The 21035-nt window shown below is 56.2% G+C and carries 17 protein-coding genes; 10 read left to right on the top strand and 7 right to left on the bottom strand.

What is annotated here, in order from left to right:
• The first annotated feature begins 226 nt into the window (after positions 1-226).
• Together CDO73_RS18310 and CDO73_RS18305 are read left to right on the top strand one after the other, a co-directional pair.
• Positions 227-1384 carry a cobalamin-independent methionine synthase II family protein gene (locus CDO73_RS18310; protein WP_088489980.1) on the top strand — a complete coding sequence of 386 codons (1158 nt, stop codon included), beginning with the start codon at positions 227-229 and terminating at the stop codon, positions 1382-1384.
• A 231-nt stretch (positions 1385-1615) separates the two neighbouring features.
• Entirely contained in the window at positions 1616-2899 is a 1284-nt protein-coding gene (locus CDO73_RS18305) for a mechanosensitive ion channel family protein (protein WP_088489979.1), read from the top strand.
• Between the two features lie 90 nt (positions 2900-2989).
• Here CDO73_RS18305 and CDO73_RS18300 read toward each other — a convergent pair whose 3' ends face one another.
• Both CDO73_RS18300 and CDO73_RS18295 read right to left on the bottom strand, forming a co-directional pair.
• Complete coding sequence (locus CDO73_RS18300) at positions 2990-6397, bottom strand: cellobiose phosphorylase (protein ID WP_088489978.1); 3408 nt, start codon at positions 6395-6397, stop codon at positions 2990-2992.
• Positions 6394-7758 carry a GH1 family beta-glucosidase gene (locus tag CDO73_RS18295; protein ID WP_088489977.1) on the bottom strand — a complete coding sequence of 455 codons (1365 nt, stop codon included), beginning with the start codon at positions 7756-7758 and terminating at the stop codon, positions 6394-6396. Before CDO73_RS18295 ends, CDO73_RS18300 begins: the two co-directional genes overlap by 4 nt.
• A 300-nt stretch (positions 7759-8058) precedes the next feature.
• Between CDO73_RS18295 and CDO73_RS18290 the strand changes: the two genes are divergently transcribed.
• On the top strand, positions 8059-9066 hold the full coding sequence (locus tag CDO73_RS18290; protein WP_088489976.1) for a LacI family DNA-binding transcriptional regulator: 1008 nt from the start codon (positions 8059-8061) through the stop codon (positions 9064-9066).
• Between the two features lie 41 nt (positions 9067-9107).
• Here CDO73_RS18290 and CDO73_RS18285 read toward each other — a convergent pair whose 3' ends face one another.
• The 3 genes from CDO73_RS18285 to CDO73_RS18275 form a co-directional block, all read right to left on the bottom strand.
• Positions 9108-9818 carry an ABC transporter permease gene (locus CDO73_RS18285; RefSeq protein ID WP_088489975.1) on the bottom strand — a complete coding sequence of 237 codons (711 nt, stop codon included), beginning with the start codon at positions 9816-9818 and terminating at the stop codon, positions 9108-9110.
• Positions 9815-10795, bottom strand: a complete 981-nt coding sequence (locus CDO73_RS18280; RefSeq protein ID WP_088489974.1) for an ABC transporter ATP-binding protein — start codon at positions 10793-10795, stop codon at positions 9815-9817. Before CDO73_RS18280 ends, CDO73_RS18285 begins: the two co-directional genes overlap by 4 nt.
• A gap of 98 nt (positions 10796-10893) precedes the next feature.
• Positions 10894-11526 (bottom strand): TetR/AcrR family transcriptional regulator, encoded by a 633-nt coding sequence (locus CDO73_RS18275; RefSeq protein WP_088489973.1) that lies wholly within the window; start codon positions 11524-11526, stop codon positions 10894-10896.
• A 155-nt stretch (positions 11527-11681) separates the two neighbouring features.
• On the opposite strand from CDO73_RS18275, the gene CDO73_RS18270 reads away from it, so the two are divergent.
• Entirely contained in the window at positions 11682-12134 is a 453-nt protein-coding gene (locus CDO73_RS18270) for a GNAT family N-acetyltransferase (protein ID WP_088489972.1), read from the top strand.
• A 97-nt stretch (positions 12135-12231) separates the two neighbouring features.
• On the opposite strand, the gene CDO73_RS18265 is transcribed toward CDO73_RS18270, so the two are convergent.
• The gene (locus CDO73_RS18265; RefSeq protein WP_088489971.1) at positions 12232-12588 is read right to left on the bottom strand and encodes a hypothetical protein; all 357 of its coding nucleotides are present in this window, start codon (positions 12586-12588) and stop codon (positions 12232-12234) included.
• A gap of 145 nt (positions 12589-12733) precedes the next feature.
• On the opposite strand from CDO73_RS18265, the gene CDO73_RS18260 reads away from it, so the two are divergent.
• The 5 genes from CDO73_RS18260 to CDO73_RS18240 all read left to right on the top strand — a co-directional run bounded on the left by CDO73_RS18260 (position 12734) and on the right by CDO73_RS18240 (position 16394).
• A complete protein-coding gene (locus tag CDO73_RS18260; protein ID WP_088489970.1) occupies positions 12734-13180 on the top strand; it encodes a LytTR family DNA-binding domain-containing protein in 447 nt (148 codons plus the stop codon).
• Positions 13177-13587 carry a hypothetical protein gene (locus tag CDO73_RS18255; protein WP_088489969.1) on the top strand — a complete coding sequence of 137 codons (411 nt, stop codon included), beginning with the start codon at positions 13177-13179 and terminating at the stop codon, positions 13585-13587. The genes CDO73_RS18260 and CDO73_RS18255 overlap by 4 nt, the downstream gene beginning before the upstream one ends.
• Before the next feature lie 152 nt (positions 13588-13739).
• Positions 13740-15023, top strand: coding sequence for a galactokinase (locus tag CDO73_RS18250; RefSeq protein WP_256972755.1), 1284 nt, complete (start codon positions 13740-13742; stop codon positions 15021-15023).
• 207 nt (positions 15024-15230) lie between these two features.
• Positions 15231-15446, top strand: a complete 216-nt coding sequence (locus CDO73_RS18245; RefSeq protein ID WP_088489968.1) for a hypothetical protein — start codon at positions 15231-15233, stop codon at positions 15444-15446.
• Between the two features lie 99 nt (positions 15447-15545).
• Positions 15546-16394: an aldo/keto reductase gene (locus CDO73_RS18240; protein WP_088489967.1), complete on the top strand. Its 849-nt coding sequence runs from the start codon at positions 15546-15548 to the stop codon at positions 16392-16394.
• Positions 16395-16631: 237 nt separating this feature from the next.
• On the opposite strand, the gene CDO73_RS18235 is transcribed toward CDO73_RS18240, so the two are convergent.
• Positions 16632-18299: an RNA-binding domain-containing protein gene (locus tag CDO73_RS18235; protein ID WP_088489966.1), complete on the bottom strand. Its 1668-nt coding sequence runs from the start codon at positions 18297-18299 to the stop codon at positions 16632-16634.
• Positions 18300-18458: 159 nt separating this feature from the next.
• Here CDO73_RS18235 and CDO73_RS18230 point away from each other — a divergent pair, with 159 nt between their 5' ends.
• Positions 18459-20903, top strand: coding sequence for a polyprenyl synthetase family protein (locus CDO73_RS18230; RefSeq protein WP_088489965.1), 2445 nt, complete (start codon positions 18459-18461; stop codon positions 20901-20903).
• Positions 20904-21035: the final 132 nt, after the last annotated feature.

The raw sequence follows: 21035 nt of genomic DNA, 5'->3' as shown, positions 1-21035 counted from the left end.
TTTCAATAGAATTTTTGATATCAATATTTTTCCTATTAACTATTAAAATAAAACGTTTTATTGCTATTTTTTTCGGATATTCCGGCCGAAAAACTGCCTATACGCGTTCCCTATAACCAGTCATGCTTTTTAAGTTTACATAAGAAAATTCAAGCGCGTGGTACAATCGACGTACGGAAACGAACTCGAAACGTATCGACGATCCAATATTAAGGGGGACTTAACCATGACAGATAAATTCCAACTCGTAGGCAGCCTGCTTCGTCCGGAAGACCTGCTGAAATACAAAACGCAAATCGAACACCGCGACGATATCCAATATCCTTTTTACCAAGAATTCGACGGCTATCAACAGTGCGAAGCCAAAGCGATCGAGTCCGTCGTGCAGGATCAGATCAAGCATGACTTGTCGATCCTCACGGACGGCGAATATTCCAAATCGATGTGGCATCTGGACTTCGTCTGGGGCTTCCAAGGCATCGAGCGGTATATCGCGGATCACGGCTATTTCTTCCGCGACGTGGACGGCACTTCCAAATACGAGACGCGCAAAGACATCGGACTGCGCATCACGGGCGAGCTGGGCGGCAAGAATCATCATTTCATCGAATCGTTCAAGCAGCTGCAAGATCAGGCCGGCGAGCGCGAGACGAAGCTCTGCGTGCCGTCTCCGTCCCATATCTTCGGCGAGCTGTCGTGGTCGGACAATATCGGCGGCGCCGATTCCGTCTATAAGGACGCCAAAGAGCTGAAAGCCGGACTGACCCAAGCGTATAAAGAATTCGTGCAGGAATTCGCGGATGCCGGCGGCAAGATCCTTCAGTTCGACGACTGCCTCTGGGAGCTGTTCGCGGACGATAACCCGAACTCCCCGTACACGGGCGAAAACATTAACCAAGAACAGGTACAGGCGCTTGCGGCCGAGTTTATCGATATCAACAACACGGTCATCGATTTCGGGCACGAATTGGGTCTGAAAATGTGGACGCATAACTGCCGCGGCAACTACGATTCGCGCAACATGGGCGGCGGTTCGTACGTGAAGATCGCCAACCTGTTCCTGAAACAGCTCAAATACGACCGCTTCTTCCTCGAATGGGACGACGACCGCGCCGGTTCGCTGGAAGCGCTCGAAGTGTTCAAAGACCGTCCGGATACGGAGATCGTGCTCGGCCTGCTGTCGTCGAAGACCAACACGCTGGACGACGAAGAGCGCGTGCTGCGCCTCTTGAACGAAGCGTCGACGATCATCGACAAAGACCGCCTGCTGCTGTCCCACCAATGCGGTTTCGCTTCTTGCGACGGCGGCAACGAGCTGTCTCACGCGGAACAGTGGGAGAAGATCAAGCAGGGGCAGAAAATCGCTCAGCAGTATTGGGCGTAGTCAGAACGAAGCGGCGAATCGAATTTCGAATTTGCGAGCATCGCTTGAACGATCGCTTTGAAGGCACCTTTCGGGGTGTCTTTTTTGCCGTTCATACGACCCGATTTTGCCCTCGCCCGCCGCCTTCCTCTATAATAAGCCCTAGTGAGTTGACCGCATTCCATCCAAGGTTCCTAACCTTATTTGCGGTCAGCGTACTCACCTGCGCATCATCGAGTTAGGAGGCTCTACATGGATTTCATTCAGCGTCACCTGCAGGACACGGGAATGAACGACACGACGATCCTGTACGTTTCGAACATCGTCATGGTCGTCTTTATCGCCGTTCTGTGCATTTTAGCCAATTTCGTTACCAAGAAAATCGTACTCAACGCCGTCATTCGCATCGTTCGCAGCAATCGTTACCGTTGGGACGACATCATCGTGGAGAAAAAGGTGTTCCACAAACTCTCCCATCTCGTTCCGGCGATCATCATCTACTTCTTCGCGCCGGTCTTTCCGATCTATCAATCGCTGATCGAGAAATTGGCCGCCGCTTATATGATCATCGCGACGATCATCGTGCTGAACGCGCTGCTGGACGCGTTCGAAGCGATCTACCGCTCGTTCGAGATCTCCAAGATCCGTCCGGTCAAAGGCTATATCCAAGTCGTCAAGATCGTCTTGTTCATCATCGGCGGCATCGTCGTGATCTCCAGCCTCATCGGGCAAAATCCGTTGATCATCCTGAGCGGCCTGGGCGCGCTGTCCGCGGTGCTTATGCTCATCTTCAAAGATTCGATTCTCGGCCTCGTAGCCGGCGTCCAGCTCTCGTCCAACGATATGGTGCGGGTCGGCGACTGGATCGAGATGCCGAAGTATAACGCGGACGGCGACGTGATCGATATTACGCTGAATACGGTCAAAGTCATGAATTTCGACAAAACCATCACCATGGTGCCCAGTTACGCGTTCATCTCGGACTCGTTCCGCAACTGGCGCGGCATGCAGACGTCCGGCGGGCGGCGGATCAAACGCAGCGTCAATCTCGACACGAGCAGCATCCGGTTTTGCACGGACGAGATGATCGAGGAATTCAAGAAGATTCATTACATCTCGGATTACGTGACCGAACGGGCGGCGGAGATCAGCAGATATAACGAAGAGCACCATATCAATCGGGAAAACCCGGTAAACGGGCGGCAGCTCACCAATATCGGCGTGTTCCGGCAGTACGTGCTGCAATACCTGCGTCATCATCCGAAAGTCCATCAGGACATGACCATGATCGTCCGCCAGCTCGCGCCGGGCGACAACGGTCTGCCGCTGGAGATCTACGCGTTCACCAACGATACGGCATGGGTCGTGTACGAAGCGGCGCAGGCGGATATTTTCGACCATATCTTCGCCGTCGCCCCGATGTTCGGGCTGCGGATCTTCCAGAACCCGACGGGGCATGATATTGCGCGGTTTCGGGAAAATGAAGACAAGGCGAGCTTGAAGGAAAAACAGCCGGTAGAGTCCGAAGTCGTTTAAGGCAAGTGCATGACGCGAAAAAACAACAAAAACGGACGCCTTCACGGCGTCCGTTTTTCTATGCCTTATCCAACTCTACAAACAAAACTTTTACAAATAAACATCCATCCGCACAACCCGTCCTTCGCGGATTGCCAGCGCTTCGACTTCGCCGAGCGTAGGAACGTCATGCGACCGGCAGGCGCCGTCCGCATCCCATAAGACATACCGTTTCGGCAGCATGCCTTCTCCGTAAGTCGCGCGCGGCCCGCCGCTCGCAACATCTTGAACATACGTCACTTCGCATCCGCGCAGCAGGCGGAAGCTCAACTTGCCTTCCGGCGTGAACAGCCATTCCGGCAGTTTCGGACGAAGGGCGAAGCTCAATGTGCCGCTTTCGCCGTGCAATCCGAACGGCTCGCCGCCGGTCATCATATGCAGCCACATATGGATGAACTCGGCCGTCGAACCGCTTAACCGCGCGATAAATCCGGTGCCGTGCAGACTCTCGTCCGGATTCGCGCTGCTGGCGATAAACGAGGAGTTCTCCAGCGTGCTTCGGCCGTACACGTCGGCATCCATGAACGGAGGCAGCGCTTGGCGCAGATCGTCGTAGAACTTCTCGTACTGCCCGCTGCGCAGACATTCCAGCAGGTATTTGAACTCCATATGCATAAACACGGATTCGTTCTCCAGCCATCCCGGGGTAAACGCGCGCGTGCGTCCCAGTTCGAACGGCTGTCCGTCGAGGCTCTCGTTCACTTTGTACATGCCGAGCTTGCGGTCGTACAATCCGCTTCCGCGTACCCGGTCGTACAATTCGGACGCCGGAATCGGCGTGCTGTGCACCTTCATCGCGCGCGCCACGCCTTCGAGGAAATGGGGCACGTTGACGCGGTTCCACGTCTGCACGTCGACGATCTCCGCGCCGTCCGCATCCTGCGTCAGCGAATACGCAGCCGCTTCGTACGTGAAGTAGGTCGGATACAATCCGCCGCCCGCTTCCAGCGCCCGGTCCATGCCGTCGGCCAGCTTGCGCCGCGCCGCTTCGAGGAACGCCGCCGCCGCGATCGCGCTCAGCGTGCGCTCTTCGCCGGCGAATCCGAACCGGATCGCTTCGCGATACTGTTCGCGCGCGGTCGCCAGCTTGTCCCACAGGCGGTGATCCGCTTCGGAGACGGCGAACGTGCCGCTTTCGCTCGGCTCGGTGGCTGCATCGCGGACTCGACCTGCCGCCGCTGCGCGCACCGCATCTGTCTCGCCGCTGCCAGTCGCTTTTGCTGCGCCGCCGTCCGCCGCGTTGTCCCCGGCCGTCTCCGCCTCATAATCCGCCAACGCTTCCGACACCCGCTCCAGAAGCGTCTGCATCTCGCTCGGCCAGCGCAGATGCGTATCTTCCGGCAGCTTCGCCAGCGCCTGCTGCAAGAACTCGACCAAGCGCAGCAGTTCGCACAGCTCGCCGAAACCGGACGCCATCAGGCCCGGGAGGCCGTTCATCGAATCGTTCCAGCCCGGTTTGCCGGCTTCCATCTCGATGCCGACGCCGGAAGGATCGAGCGTCGCCAGTTTGATCGTCGCGAGCGACAGCAGCTTTTCGAGCAGATTGGACGTATAGATCTCGCCTTCGCCGTTGTTCGTCCGCATCCAATGGACATCCCGGGTGCGGGCATGAAGCTGCGCTTCTTTGTCTGGGCTCTCGGCCAGCGCATGATACTGCCGCACGCGCCCGTCCGGAAGCTTCACGTATTTGCGGCTGCGCGGCTCGACCCAAGCGGGACTGTCGTAATACCGGTAATCCCGTTCCGACATCAGCTCGCGCAGACGGTCGGGGAAGATCGCCAGATAACTTTCGATCAGGTCGAGGTTATACGTCCAGTGATCGGTCCAATAGCCTTCGCCAAAGTCCGCGTCGAAGTCCTGCTTCGCCAGACTCAGCGCTTCCGCGGCGAACGTTTCTTCGTCCGTCAGCAGGTGCTCCGCATGGTTCTGAATCCACTCGACCAATTCGCCGGGCGTGAACGCGTCGGCGGCTTTGCGGCGGAACCCGGCAAAAGCTTCATGACCTTCCGGCTTCAACAGCTTGAGCAGCTTGTCCGCGGCCGCTTCGTCGGCGAAGCGGAACGTGCTGCCTTTGACGACCAGCGGGTTGTAGCCGTCGGCTTGGATCAGGCTCATGAACATGCGGATATTGAACGTGCCGACGCCGGGGTTGAACCAGACGTCGCTGCGGCGGTTCTGGTTGGCGTCGCGGAAATTGCCGTTGCCCTGCGAGTACGGTTTGGCTTGCAATTTGAAAAAGTTGTAGTCCCGCTCCAGATCGCCGTGTTTGCGCGAATAGACGTGATACACATGCGGAGTCTCCGCGCCGCTCGGCAGCAGCAGCGGATAACCGCCGCGCAGCAGATTGTCGAGATAGCTCTGGCGGACGTAGGCATCCAGCAGCGGCATGCCGGAAACGGTCGCGACGTCGTCGGTCAGCCGATCGGCCAACTGCTCGGCTTCGGCCGCTTTCGCTTCGATGTAGCCGGTCGTTGCGATCTCGCCGATCCGCTGCTGCACGATCGCGATATCCGGCACGTGGCCAATGACCATACAGTGCCGAACCGTCTCGCCGGAGCCGAGTTCGACCGTATACCCGCTGAACGCGCCCGGCACTTTGTTGGTCGTGACCTGCTTCGCAGCCAACAGTTCTTCCAAAGTATGCTGACGGAACCCGTCCGGTCGAATCCGCGACGCGTTAGTGCCGAAGATCAGGCTCGTATCGACGATCGGAGAGAGAAGCGTATCCGTGCCGCCTTGCGACAAGAAGCTGTACATAAAATGCCCCGCTTCGATCAGTCCGACTTCGCTGCTGTCCGCCGTACTGCCGCGCAGACGGTAGAACGGCACGCGGCTCTCGAGCTGCTCGACGTCCATCCAGCTTTTGAGCGTATAGCCGAGCTCTTTGTACGCGCCGTTGTCGATGCCGTAAGGCAGCAGCGCGGGCATGCCGTCCAGCACTTCGAGTTCGACCGGCGCGCCGTCCAGATTGGTCAATTCGACCTGCCGGACCAGCGCCGCGTAGCGTTCGCCGGGCAGCGTGAAATAGCGCACGGACATGCGCAGGCCGGCCGCCGGATCGACGCTTTCCAGTTCCAGTTTGTTGCGCGACACGAACATGCGACGGTGCTCATCTTCGGGCGCGTCGATCGGCGGGAACAGTTCGTGGAACGCCCAATCGCCGGCGCCCGCCGGTCTTTTTTTGACGAAGGTACGGAATCCGTGGAGCGGGGTCAGGCTGTAGCTGCGGTCCGCGGGGAAAAACTCCATGATCGAGCTGTTCTTGTCCTCGACGCCGAAACTCGCGATGCCCTGCCCCCGGTTGACGTAGAACGCCCACATCGGGATGCCGCGAAGTCCGGCGATGCCCGGCAGGAAGCTGGCAAAAGGCTTCGCCTGCTCGTAATCGTCGATCACGAAGCGTCCTTGTTCGTCAAACGAATAGCGGCTTTGTTCGATCTTCGTTTCGGTGCGGTTCATCTCGACGCCTCCTCAAGAGTCACGGCGTTGTCCGCGATGACTTGGCTGATATATTTTGCGCTTTGTTTCGGAATTCGCTGCTGCGTCCCGTAATCGACATAGACGATGCCGAAGCGTTTGTCGTAGCCGTACGCCCATTCGAAGTTGTCCAAGAACGACCAGACGAAATAGCCTTTGAGCTGTCCGCCTTCGGAGATAAAGCGATGGCAGGCCGCCAGATGATCCCGGAAATACGCGATGCGCGTATCGTCCTGCACGACGCCGTTTTGCAGCTCGTCGGGCATAGCGGCACCGTTCTCCGTGATGAGGATCGGCAGGCCGCGTGTGAAGTCCTGTTCGATGCGCTTGAGTAGACGATACAGCGAGTTCGGCGTAATCTCCCAGCCCATGTCCGTCACGGGAGCGGCGAACAAGACTTGTTCCGTGCGCAGCAGCGAACCGTTGTCGGCGTGTTTGATCACGCTGCGCGTGTAATTGTTAAGCCCCATAAAGTCGCCGGGCTGCGCGATTGTTTCCAGATCGCCCGGCTGCACGAAGTCCATGCCGCGCGCTTGTTCGCCGTATTCGTCGATCATGTCCTGCGGATAACGGCCGTGGAAGATCGGATCGGCGAACCAGCGTACCAGATAGCCGTCCTGACGGCGCGCCGCCGCAACGTCGGCCGGATCGTCCGTAGCGGGATCGACCATTTCCATATTGAGCGTAATGCCGATCCTGCCGGTCAGTTTTTTCTCCCGATGCAGTTCGACCGCGATTCCGTGCGCCATCAGCAGATGATGGGCGGCGCGCATCGCTTCATAAGGATCTTGATGACCCGGCGCGTGAACCCCGAGTCCGTAGCCGAGTACCGCCGCGCAGAACGGTTCGTTGATCGTGTTCCACCACGGAATGCGCGCGCCCAGACGGTCCATGACGGCGGAAGCGTAGAAGCGGAAATGTTCCAAGACTTCGCGGCTCGTCCATCCTCCGCGGTCCTGCATCCACTGAGGAAGATCCCAATGGTAGAGCGTAAGCATCGGCTGAAGCCCGGCGCGTTCGATCTCGGTCAGCAGACGTTCGTAAAAAGCGAGGCCCGCTTCGTTGATCACGCCCGGCTGCGGCACGATGCGCGGCCAAGCGACCGAGAAGCGGTAATGGCGGAAACCGAGGCTGCGAACAAGCTCGATGTCTTCGGCATAACGATGGTAGTGGTCGCAGGCGACGTCGCCGTGGTCTCCGTTCGCCACGGCGTCCGGCACGCGGCAGAACGTGTCCCAGATCGACGGCGTACGGCCGTCTTCGGCTGCCGCTCCTTCGATCTGATAAGAAGAAGTCGAGGCCCCCCAGAGGAAATCTTCCGGGAAGGCGAGAGTTTGAGTCATAGATCGATCAACCGTCCTTTCGGGATGAATGCTTATGTAACCGTTAACGAAAGTGGTTTCGTTCGTTTTCATCCTCATTATGGAACCGCTGCGGCGTTTTGTAAATACGCTTTCGAAGCGCGAACCGTGAAATTTACGTGTACGTCCAGTGGATCTGAAGCCGATCGGTTGACGCTGCGGGCTTTTCCGGCATAGAATACAGAGAAAAATCCGATTGCGAACGTGAGACCGATCCGATAAATATAAAGATTCGAAACTGGTTTAGGGCGTGCATGCGCACTAGCCGAAAGGGAGACAATCATGAACATCAAACATATTGCCAGTCTGGCCGGGGTGTCGGTGGCGACGGTATCGAAGATCATCAACAATTATCCGGATATCGGCGAAGAGACCCGGCAGCGGGTGCTCAAGATCATGGAAGAGACCAAATATCGCCCGAGTTCGTCGGCCCGTACGCTGTCCACGAAGAAATCGCATCTGATCGGCGTCGTATTCGCGGGCAAACTGAACGTGGATTTCGGTCATCCTTTTTTCGTGCAGGTGATCAATGCGTTCAAGAAACAGATCGGGCTGCTCGGTTACGATCTGCTGTTCTTCTCCAACGAGAAGTTTCTCGAAGAAGGCGAAGATTATCTGGCGCGCTCGAACTATTTTCAGGTGGACGGCTGCATCGTGATCTCGGGAGACGAAGTGGAGCGCAGCGTGTTCGATCTGGACGCCAGCGGCGTGCCGTGCATCGGGATCGATATCGAATTAAAAGGCAAAAATTCCTGCTACATCATGTCCGACAACGCGAAGATCTCGCTGAAGGTCGTCGAACATTTCTATATGCTGGGCTACCGGGATATCGGTTATATCGGGCCGGAACGCGCTTCGCTGCCGATGCAGCAGCGCGAAGAAGGCTTCGACGCGGCGCTGGAGAAATTCGGCATGAAGCCGGACCCGATGCGGAAAAGCTACAGCGGCGGTTATCAGGAAGAAGACGGGTACGAAGCGATGCGGCGAATGATCGACGGCGGCGAGCTGCCCCGCGCGCTGTTCGCGGCCTCCGACCTGCTGGCGATCGGCGCGATGCGGGCGCTGCGCGAGCGCGGGCTGCGCGTGCCGGAAGACGTGGCGATCGTCGGCTGCGACGATATCGAAGCCTGCCGCTACACCTTCCCGCCGCTGACCACCGTGAAGCAGGACACCGACCGCATCGGCAAGATGGCCGCCATGCTGCTGTTCGATCTGATGAATAAGCAGATGGACAACCGGTGCATTCAGGTGGAGCCGGAGTTGGTGGTGCGGAAGTCGTGCGGGGGATAAGAAAAAGGGCTTGCGGAATCGTCCGCAGGCCCTTTTCTGGTTCAACGCTGATCCGCCCGTCTCCACCAAGACATCGTCCCTAACGCTCCCAGCTCGAACACCACGATCAGAACGATGTAGCTGGCCGTTCTGAGCGGGAAAGCGGCGGAGGCGCTAGACGAGAGATGCAGCGCCGGGATCGACCACGGGAGATACGCGCCGAGCGCGGTAGGACCGGCGGTCAGGGCGACCATCAGCGTCGTGAACGCGTAAGCGATCGGGACCAGATAGCCGCGCGAGATGCTGGCGAGCAGCGCGACGGGGGAGCACAGCAGCAGATGGAACACGGCGATCAGCAGCAGTTGGCCCAGATGATGCAGCAGGATCTCCGACGACAAGCCGGGAACGCCGATCAGCAGGCCGAGCAGCAGCGAGAATCCGAAGATCAGCAGGGTGGCGACCAGACACCAGAACGCGATCACCGCGCCTTTGGCGATCACGATCTTGACTCGCGAGATCGGCAGCGCCAGCAGGTCTTTGATCGTCCGATCCGCGTATTCGCGCCCGAACGTCCAAGCGGTAATCGTGCCGAAGCCCATCAGGCCGAAAACGGAGGCGAACAGAAAACTCATATTGCCCAGATGCTCGTTCCAATCCGCTCCGCCCGAACGAATCCCCGTGACGAACAGCAGAAAGACCAACATGCCCCAGAGTACCGGCGAGCGGCTCAGCTTCCGATTCTCGACATAAACAGCGTTCCATAACGATTTCATTTCGCGATTCCTCCGTTCGAGAGCGATAAGTGGGCCGGAACCGAATGTTCGCTCGGCGTTTGGACGCCCGCGCCGACTCGTTCCAGAAAATACGATTCCAATCCTTCTTCTTCGACGGTCAGCGCCGCCAGCGGCAGTCCGGCTTCCGTCAGCAGTCTGGCGATCGTCTCCGGCTGCCGGATCGCGGCATCGTCCGCGATCTCGATCCGGCCCGTCGCGGCGGTCCGCGAAGCGTATCCGGCTTCGCCGAGCAGCCGGTTCGCCGCCTCCGCGTGCTGCCGCACGTCGACCGTCAGCCGTTTGCGCCGAAGCTGTTCGAATTCCCGCGAGCTGATCTCTTCGACCAGCGTACCGCCGTGGATAATCCCGATCCGCGAAGCCAATTTCGACATTTCTTCGAGAATATGGCTGGAGATGAATACCGTTACGCCTTCTTTTTCCGCCAAGCTTCGCAGCAGTTCGCGCACCTGCACGATGCCCGCCGGATCGAGCGCGTTGGTCGGTTCGTCCAAGATCAGCACGGAAGGGTTATGGATCATCGCTTTGGCGAGACCGAGCTTCTGGGCGTTGCCGAGCGAGAGGTGTTTGGCTTTGGTATCGGCGTAACGTTTGAGCTGCAAGCGTTCCATGACGTCGTCGGCCGCGCTTTTCTCCGGCAGTCCGCGCAGTCTGGCAATCATTCGCAGATTGTCCTGCACGGTAAAATTCGGATAGGCGTAAGGCGTCTCGACCATATAGCCGACATGCTGCCACAGATCGGGTTTGGCCTCGATCACGCTGCGTCCGCGGATCGAGATCTCGCCGGAAGTCGGCCGGATCATGCCCAGCAGCATGCGGATCGTGGTCGTTTTGCCCGCCCCGTTCAAGCCGAGAAAGCCGTAAATTTCCCCTTGTCTGACCGTCAGCGATACGTCCTGCAGCACCGGATGCTCGCCGTACCGTTTGGTCAATCCGTGCGTCCGAATGATTTCGTCCATGAATAACACTCCTTCTATCTATTTTACTTATTGAACGTTCGTTGAGTTAAAAAGGCGAAAAAGAAAGCACCGAAGTGCTTATTTCTTTTCGTCTACCGTTAAGCGGCCCACAGTTCGACGTAAAACGCCGCCAACCGCTGCGCTTCCGCCTGATCCAACGTCTGTTCCCGGATCATCTGCTGGATAAGCGTAAACACCACATGAGCCAGAAACTGCGAAGCGGCCAGTCCGAAATCCATCTTCCGCAGTTCGCCTTGCTTGGCGCGCAGCGCCAGATACGCCGATATCGCTTCGAAAGGAAGGCGGGTAAGGTCGTCGATCTGCTTCTTCTGTTCTTCGTCCAGCAGAGCGCGTTCGCGGATCAGAATCCGAAAATAATCTTGATCTTCCGCGAGTTTGCCTGCCAATCCCCGGATTAATTCCGTCAGCACGTCTTGCAGCGGTCGGCTCGGGTCCGCGAACGTGTCGCGGAAGAATTCCACGATTCCGCCGATCCGTTCTTCCTGCGACGTCTGCAGCACTGCGGTCAGAATCTCGAACTTGCCTCCGGGAAAATAATGATACGTCAGCGCTTCGGCCATGCCGATCGCTTTGTTCAGCTCGCGCATGGACGTGGCGTGATAGCCTTTTTCCGCAAAAAGCCGTTTGGCCGCGCCCAGAATCTGCTGTTTGCGTTCGGCGGCTTGAAGATCGCGGTTCGTCATACGTTTGCCTATCGATTTCGTTTTCATGCGTATTCCTCATTTCACTAAACGTTCGTTGAACCAATCATAGTCGCTTGCGAAGCGCTTGTCAACGCCGCAGTCGTCATTGTGCGTCGATTCGCGGACATGATAGGGTAAAAGAGAGCGAAACGGTACTTTTAGACAAAGGAGGGTTTATCCCTATGCATTCCGAATCCGCGTCGTCCGTCACGATCGTCCCGGCGGCTCCCGAGCAGTTCCCGCGTCTTGCGCGGCTCTGGCTGGACGCTTCGCTGTCGGCGCACGATTTTATCGACGCTGCTTATTGGATCGACAATAAACAAGCGATGGAGCAGCAGTATCTGCCGGCTTCCGAAGTATATGTCTGTATGGAAAACGGCGAGGTCGCCGGCTTCGTCGCGATGGTCGACCAATATCTGGCCGCGCTGTTCGTCGATCCGGCGAAGCAGGGGCGAGGTTACGGACGAATGCTGCTGGAACACGTCAAAAACGAACGCGAAACGATCATGCTGAACGTGTTCGCGCAGAACGCCGGAGCCTGTGCTTTTTACCGCAGGAACGGCTTCGAGATCGAAAAAGAACAGATCGACGAAGCCACGGGAGCGCGCGAGCAGGTCATGGTCTGGCGGCAGTAACCCCCGGCAAGCTTAGTTGATCGAGCAAGAAAAAAAGGCGCTTCAGAAAGCGTCCTTTTTGCTGTGCGGCCCGTTTTGGAGGGATTCAAGAAGCCTTTTATTTCTTCCTCGCGGTATCCCGAATCATTTTCCCGAATACATAGGCCATCGTTAACGAGAATACCGCGACGAATCCTTTGAAAAATAACGATTGCGACTCCAAATCGAACGCGTTAAGGATACTGATGCAGGCAACCGCCAGTCCGACCTCGCCCGCGAGCCGCTGTCTGCTGCGCCCTACGACGGTTGCGTCATCGGCATAACTGTAGACGGCTATGCAGACGCCGTAGATCAGCAGGCCGAGCCCGGCAAGCGAGAATCGAGAGAACGAGCCGAACAGCAGGATCATCGCGATCCATACGATCAGAGCGACAAGCGGGAAGAACAGCTTCGATCGCGTCACTTTCGTGATCAAACAGACACCTCCAAGGGTTTGGATTTCGCGTTTTTTTCGATATTTCTGCAACAAAACGCGCGATCCTTGCAGCAAAACGCCAAACGATAGATCGGCGCATGTTCTTGATTATAAGATAAACCCGTAAAGAAGAAAGGAGGACGGCATGAAAATCGTATTCGAAACGGATGCGGGGCTGGACCGCCGAACGGCGAAAATCGCGACGCATCCCGAAGAACAGGCCAGCTGGACGCCGATCCGCGAAGCGCTGGAGCGCTCGGAAGACAAGATCGGACTGATCAACGCCGCGAACGACCGGGTGGTGCAGGTGCCGCTCTCGAAGATTGCGGTCATCGAATCGGAAGACCGGATGTGCGGCGTGACGCTGATTACCGGCGAACGGTATCTGCTGAACAAACGCCTCAAAGCGGCGGAAGACGATTTCGTTTCCCCGCGTTTCGTCCGTATCAACAACCGCACCGTCATCGGCACGGCGCATATTCGCGAGTTTTCGTCCGCCGCCCATGCGCGTATCGAAGTCGTACTGACGGACGGCTCGACCCATGCGGTCAATCGCTTTTATATCCCGCAATTCAGGAGGGTTCTCACATGATCATTCAACTTCGCCAGTCTTTTTTTCAAGTCTTCACGGTATCGCTGCTCTGGGTCGTGCTGCTGCTCAGCGTTTTCTACGGCGGGGAAAAGGTCGGGATCGGCTATCTATGGAACGTGACCGGAATCGCCGGGATCTGCGCTCTTCTTTTCGGAGTGATGTATAACGCGCTTTGGAATCATTTTACGCTGAAGCCGATCTGGAATATCCTGATCTCGTCGGTGCTGTCGCTGGGCGGCGCAATGCTGGGAACGGCTCTGTTCTCGACCGAAATGTACCATCTGCTGCTGCCTTGGCTCCCCGGCATGATTGTGGTCTCGCTGGTGCTGCACACGCTCGCTTTCTATGTTTATGCACGAATCGATAGCCGCCAAAAAGCGCAGGAACTGAACGCCAAGCTCAAATAAAAAGCCTTTCCGATCCAAAAAGTTGCGAAACCTGCCTGAATATTGGGACGCTGCCCTGTATGCGCATACAAAAGTATGGCATATTGGAGAAGAAGGCGGCTCGATCCGCTCGCATTTCTACCTACTTACCCCATATTCAGGAGGGATTTTGCATGATGCAGGACTTCAACGCTTACTTGGAACGACCGGAGATACTCTCCGCTCTGAAGCGTCTATACGGCGACAGACAACTCAACGAACAAACGGCTCGCTATCGCGGCGTTCTGGACGCCTACGCGCAGCATTACGGATCGGAGACGGTCAAGCTGTTCAGCGCGCCGGGACGGACCGAGATCGGCGGCAACCATACCGACCATAACCGCGGCAAAGTGCTGACCGGCAGCATCGACCTCGATACGATCGCCGCGGCTTCGCCGACGGAAGATTCCGTGATCACGCTGCGTTCGGAAGGTTACGAGAAGGTGTATGCGGTGAACCTGAATCAGCTCGAGATCAGCGCCGAAGACGACGGAACCGCCGGGCTGATCCGGGGCATCGCTTCGGGCTTCGCGGAAAAAGGGTATGCGATCGGCGGTTTCCATGCGTATGTATCGAGCAGCGTGTACAGCGCGTCGGGACTCAGTTCGTCGGCTTCGTTCGAGATGCTGGTCTGCTCGATCCTGAACGAATTCTATAACGAAGGCAAGCTGGACGCGGTGCAGATGGGCAAGATCGGCAAATACGCGGAAAACAAATTCTGGAACAAGCCGTCCGGCCTGCTCGACCAGATCGCGTGCGCGCACGGCGGTTTGATCTCGATCGATTTCGAAGACCCGGATACGCCGGCGATCGAACACGTTTCGTACCGCTTCGCGGACGACGGCTATTCGCTGGTCATCGTGAACACCGGCGGCAACCATGCCGATCTCACCGAAGATTACGCCGCGGTGCCGCGCGAGATGTTCGCGGTCGCCGAGCTGCTCGGAGCGGACGTCTGCCGGGGAACGTCGCCGGAGGCTTTGTACGCGAAGCTGCCGGAGATCCGGGAGCAAGCGGGCGACCGCGCGGTGCTGCGTGCGCTGCACTTCTTTGAAGAAAACAACCGGGTAGACGGCATGCTCGAAGCGCTGCGCAAGAACGATCTTGAGGCGTTCCTGCCGCTGATCGCGGCATCCGGCAATTCGTCGTGGAAATGGCTCCAGAACGTCTACCGTCCGGAATCGACGCGGCAGCAGGAAGTCGCGGTCGCGCTGGCGATCACGGAACGTTATATTCAGCAGCTCGGCAAAGGCGCCTGCCGCGTGCACGGAGGCGGCTTTGCCGGCGTGATCTTGGCGATTCTCCCGCAATCCGACGTACCGGCGTATCAAGAGCTGATCCGCTCCACGCTCGGCACCGAATCGTTGGAGATTCAAGTTCGCGCGGACGGCGCGGTCTGCTTGGAACGGTTGATTTAAGCTTGCGGGCAAGCAGGGCGAATCGTACACTGGAACAAGAAACGGAGGCCATCGAGAGCCTCCGTCATCTTTGACCAAGTACCCTTTCAACTCTTAATCAAAGGTTTACGTTTCACTGAAACGCACACGCTTCTAGTGCGATTCAGGGGAGCGTATCCCTACCTTTAGTGTTGACAAGGGACAAGGTACGAGAAGGAGTCGTCAAACATGAGCGCAAGCCGCAAAAATGTCCCGCAGGATTACGTGATCGAACAGGTCGTGAAAAATTTCGAATGCCGCACGTTGTGGAGCGAAGGCCGTCCTTGTCTGGAATACACGGGCGAGGAGCAGCTTCGCGAGATCGAAGAATACGTTCGCCGCGAGTTCGATTGGGATCTGTACGACGTGTTTTTTACCGCGGTGGAGAGTCTGCCGGTCGAGTAGAAAACCTAGCGTATAGCGAGCCGCCCGTTCCGCGTTCGTTGAATGATGCCTTCCCCGCGTGATTGGGTAATCTTATACGAACAAAAGGAGGGGTTTCCTATGACTATTCATGTACCGAACATTAAGTTGAACGACGGGCTCGATATCCCCGCGATCGGGCTCGGCACGTATACGCTGAACGGCTTCGCCGGAGTGGAGTCGATCAAGAGCGGCATCGAGATCGGCTATCGCTTGATCGACTCGGCGTTCAACTACGAGAACGAAGGCGCGGTCGGGCGCGCCGTGCGGGAAGCTTCCGTGCCGCGCGATCAGCTGCGTATCTGCTCCAAGCTGCCGGGACGCCATCACGCTTACGACAAAGCGCTGCGGACGATCGAAGAATCGCTGCTGCGCGCGGACCTTGACTATTTCGACCTGTACATCATCCACTGGCCGAATCCGAAGCAGGGCAAATACGTCGAAGCGTGGCAGGCGTTGATCGAAGCGAAGAAACGCGGCTACGTTCGATCGATCGGCGTCAGCAACTTCCTGCCGGAACATCTCGACCGCATCGTCGCCGAGACGGGCGTCGCGCCGAGCTTGAATCAGGTCGAGCTGCACCCGTATTTCGAGCAGGCGGCGCAGCGCGAAGCGAACGCCAAGCACGGCACGATTACCGAATCGTGGAGCCCGCTCGGCCGCGGCAAAGGCGACGGCGTGCTGGAAGCCGAGTCGGTCAAAGCGATCGCGGCCGAACACGGCAAGACGCCGACCCAGATTATCCTGCGCTGGCATACCCAACTCGGCGCCGTCCCGATCCCGAAAGCCGGTTCGCGCGAGCACCAGCAGGAGAACCTCGACATCTTCGGTTTCGAACTGACCGACGAACAGATGCGGACGATCTCGGCGTTCAGCAAAGACAATAAGCGGTTGTGGAATCAGGACCCGGCGGAGTATGAGGAGTTCTGAGCCTTAAGGGATTGCTAGGAGAAATTTAAAGCGAAAAGAAGCCCGTTTCGGTAAGTGATCCGAAGGGCTTCTTTTTGTTGTTTGCTGTAAAATTTTCATTGGAGTTTAACTTAAAGTTAAACTCGAAATATGCGTATCTAAGTAGAAAAAGGTATTGGAAAACGTTATTATAGCGCGGTTTTTACTCTTGTTTTAGCTGAAGTATCCCTAAAAGTATTCCTTGATAAAAAGAAAACATCAACTTTTAGTTAAACTCCATTTGGAGTTTCTATTGGTTCCTAAATTGGTGATACTCTGGTCTTTTTTAGACATTTCATAAAGCAAATTATCGACTTTTTTTCTTTTCTGCTCTTCATTCAGCATATCTGAAAACTTATCCATCAGAAGTTCGTCAATCTCTTTACGAGTGGCGGATTTATACTGCGAAAGGAAAGATAGAACGACACTTTTATAATAATCTTTGTTGAAAGCTCGATTCTTTATATAAGCCGTTTTATCGCCGGTAATCTCCGCGATTTGAGCAGACAGATGCAGATTAGGCTGTCTTCCTTCGATTAACTTTTTCGCACGCAATTGTTTAACTTCCTCGTTTGAAAGCTTCTCACGTTTTTGTACCCGATCAAGCAGCATAACCGTATCCAAATCCAGATCGGTGCGATTAATCAATAAACGCGTATAATTCTCGTCTAAAACTTTGCCGGAAATTCGCACTTCTACTTTGTTGGACTGACTAAGGTTATAATCCGGCATCGGAAAGAAACGATTTTTTTGAGTGATAAACATTTTCTTGATGCCAGAGCCGATCGTATCGATCATATTCAGATTCACCATCGCTTCGGCAAGGAAACGATTGCGATAGAATTCTTGAGGTGCATCATGTTGAAGAACGGCTTTGATACTTTGAGGGAGGAAATGGCCTAGGTTCGTGAATATCAAATGATCCGGCGTTTCTACAAGATTGATTCTTCCCGCAAGTCGATAGTCTTGATGAGCGATGCAGTTATGCAAAGCTTCTCTGATTACATAAGAGTCATATTGATTGATTTCGATTGGAAATAAGCTATGGTCCGCGATGTATCGATACTTCAAGTTTCGAATTTTGGAGAAGGCCATTTCGGTGTTTAAAAGAAACGGCGGACCGAAATGTTCATAGTCCTGTTCGATATTATCTTTATCCTTGAGAATCCAAGAGATTTTAGCGACTGAAGGACTTAATAAGTGTTCGGATTCGGGCCTGCCTAAAAGCAAAATCGCTGCATGCGTAATTTGGCTTTTGATCGTAATTTTTGCTTTGTTCAAAAAGGCTATATCATCCCAAGCTTCGACTTCTTCTTTTAGGCGAGGATGCTTATTCGAATATTCATGCCTGGCTTTGATCAATGCCGCAGGATCTAGATCTTCTATCGAAGCGTTCGGAATGATTTCTGCCGACCAATCGCTTAGGCTGCTTTGCGATCGAATCTCTTCGTACCGATCCGGAGACAGTGCCGCTAAAGACTCGTTATTTCTTCCGTAGTAGTGCCCTTTCCACGAAGTAGGCATGCCTCTTGGCGCCGGCGGAATTTTGAACATGATGACTCTCTTATCCTCAATGAAAAGCTCGTAGATTTCTTGAAAAGTCATTCCTCCCGTAAAATCGGCGATTTCTTTCTTTAAGCTGTCCAAGCTTCCGGGAGTATGTCTAAAGGTGCTTCCTACGACAGTTCCTTTTTTATCTGCTATACCAAAAACAAGCCAAGCATTGGATTTCTTACGGAGGTTCGCTTCGTTGCTTAGTGCAGAGAAATATTCTCCGAGCTTATTGAAGTCATAATTGGTTTTCGCTTCTTTAAGTTCAATCCATTCGTTTTCACCATAAAGATTCAAAATACTGTGAAGCTCATTAACTAAATCTTTTTGGTCCATCTCAATCCCTCTTTCGACGTGATCGTTGTGTTAAGTTTACAGAAAATTCAGCTCGCAAACAAAAACAACTTTCGTAACCCATCCCCGTTCCTATCCGTATAACCCGTTAACGATCTCGCAAGAGAATCTCGCTACGACATAAACCTAAGGGGAATGGATATGAGTTTGACATCATCGATAACTTCGCCGGAATCGGCCGAACCGCATATACGCACGCTCAAAGAAAAGGCTTCCGCCGCTTACGGAAGCTCTGAGGCTCGCGCGAAGCGGTATCTGGAAGAACTGCTCGCTGGCGTGCAGAACCGGGCTTATTCCGCAGCCTTGATCGAAGATTTTCGCATCTGGAAAAAAGGTCACGTCCGTCCGTGGCCGGCCCGGTTATTTCGCGGTACCCGCAGTCCCGATCCGAGGGATTACGACCGTTATCTACATTGGATGGAGGCGGCCGGCAAGCTGGACGATTATCTGGAACGCAGTGTTTCTTACCTGTACATGCGCGATCTCGGCCGGGCGCTCGACGACACGGATACGCAGCGGAGGGTACGACGCACGGCGGCGGGACTGAAGCGTTCGCTGCTCGGAAGCGAATCGTCGCGCGAAGAGATGCCGACGGACGGGTTCGACACGGCGGCGCTGTACCGCTGGGGGATGCAGGAAGGAATCGAGGACGCGGTGATCTGGATGATCGCCAAGCTGAAACGGGTTTCGGAGAATATTCCGGAAGGTCTCAGCGCGGAACAGGCTCAGCGCAAGCTGCTCAAGATCATCGCGGGCGTGGTACTGCATACGCGCGAAGAAATGGACGAACATACGTCGAGGGAAGAACGCGCGCGCAGACTAGATGAAGCGGTCAGGCTCGGCTATTCGTATGGGCTGACCTATCCGTTCGTAGACGATCTGCTCGACTCTAAGCTGCTGAGCGACGAAGAGAAAAGCCGTTATTCCGACCTGATCCGCGGCGCGCTGCTCGGCGGAGAAGTGCCGAAATGGGAAGAGTGGAACGAAGCTTTCGAGAGCGGGGAAGGGCGCAATATCGACCTGATCCGTTATATCCACAGCGAGCTGGGCGAAGCGTTCCTGTATATCAAGAGCCGACAGGAAGGCGGGCTGGCGAGCACGTTTTTCGAGCAGGCTTACGTGTTCTTCGAAGCGCAGGATGTCGACCGGAACAAGAACTTGAGCCGTACCGATTATAGTGCCGAGCAGCTCTACGTGCCGGTGATCTTGAAGTCGTCCGGCTCCCGCCTGATCGCGCGTTCGGTCGGCCATGCGGAAGAAGACGACGGATTCGCGCGGCGGACTTTTTTCTACGGGATCTATAACCAGCTCGCCGACGATTTCGCGGACTTGTTCGACGATCTGGAAGCGGGCGCGGTCACGCCGTATACGTATTTCTGGAAAACTCGCGGCGAGCGTACTGATCTGCCGAATCCGTTCGAGATGTATTGGAGCGTGATCGCGTATCTGATCCATGACGTGTACGGCGGCGACGCCAACACGCGCGAAGTGCTGCTGGACCGGGCGATCAACGGACTGAAACGGGCGCGCCAGCGTCTCGGCATCCCGCGTTACGAAGAACTGATGGACGTGCTGGCTTCCGGCATGCCGGAGCTGAACAGGGTCATTCAGAAGATGGTGAAGCAGGCGGAAGACGTGGAGTTCTTCGACAAGCTGCTGCGCGACCGCATGCTGACCGAGATGAAAAAAGACCGCGAGGACCGCGAACGGTTCCGCGAGCTGCTGGACGAAATTCGCGCGGAGATCGACGAAGCGCTGCCGATCGCTTCCTATTCGCCCGTTCCGGCCGTCGGCGATTCGCTGATCGACGCGGCCAATTACAGCCTTGCCGGCTCGGGCAAACGGCTGCGGCCGATTCTGGCGAGACTGGTCGCCACCGAAGGCTACGGGCTGGACCGCGAGCAGGTGCGCCCGCTGCTGAAATCGCTGGAGTACCTGCATACCGCTTCGCTGATCTTCGACGATCTGCCTTCGCAGGACAATGCGGATACCCGGCGCGGGCGGCAGACGCTGCATACGCGCTACGACGGCGCGACCGCCGAATTGTCCGGCCTGCTGCTGATCCAGCAGGGCGTGCGCGAGCAGTCGCGGATTCGGGGCTTCAAGCCGGAGACGGTGCTTGAGCTGATGCATTATTCGGCGCGCAAAGCCGAAGAGCTGTGCATGGGCCAAGCGCTGGATCTCAAATCGCGCGGGCAGCGTCTGAGTCTCGAACGGCTGAACGAGATCTGTTTCTACAAGACCGGCGTCGCGTTCGAAGCCTGCCTGATCATGCCCGCCATGCTGGCGAACGCGACGCAGGAGCAGATCAAGCTGTTGGAGAAGTTCGCTTACCATGCCGGTATCGCGTTCCAGATCCGCGACGACCTGCTGGACGCCGAAGGCGAAGCGCTGCTGCTCGGCAAGCCGTCGGGTCAGGACGAAGCCAACGGCAGTTCGACGTTCGCGACCGTGCTGGGGATCGACGGAGCCAAACGGGCGATGTGGCAGCATTACTGCGACGCGTCCGACGCCGTGCGAGAACTGCCGGACAGCCTGCGTTTCCTGAAGCATCTGCTGGATTATCTGGTGCAGCGGGAGCGTTAAGGCGAAGAGTCGGCCGAAGCAGTTTAGTGTAGAAAAAGAAGTACAGAAAAAGAAGAGCCGATCGCCCGCGTAGTTTGCGGAGCGGCGGCTCTTTCTTTTTAATTGTTGGAGAAGATCTGAGGCTTTAAGCAG

Source organism: Saccharibacillus sp. O23 (assembly GCF_002205895.1).
GTDB lineage: Bacteria > Bacillota > Bacilli > Paenibacillales > Paenibacillaceae > Saccharibacillus.
Note: the sequence above shows the minus strand (reverse complement) of the source record. Positions and strands in the feature narration are given on the sequence as shown.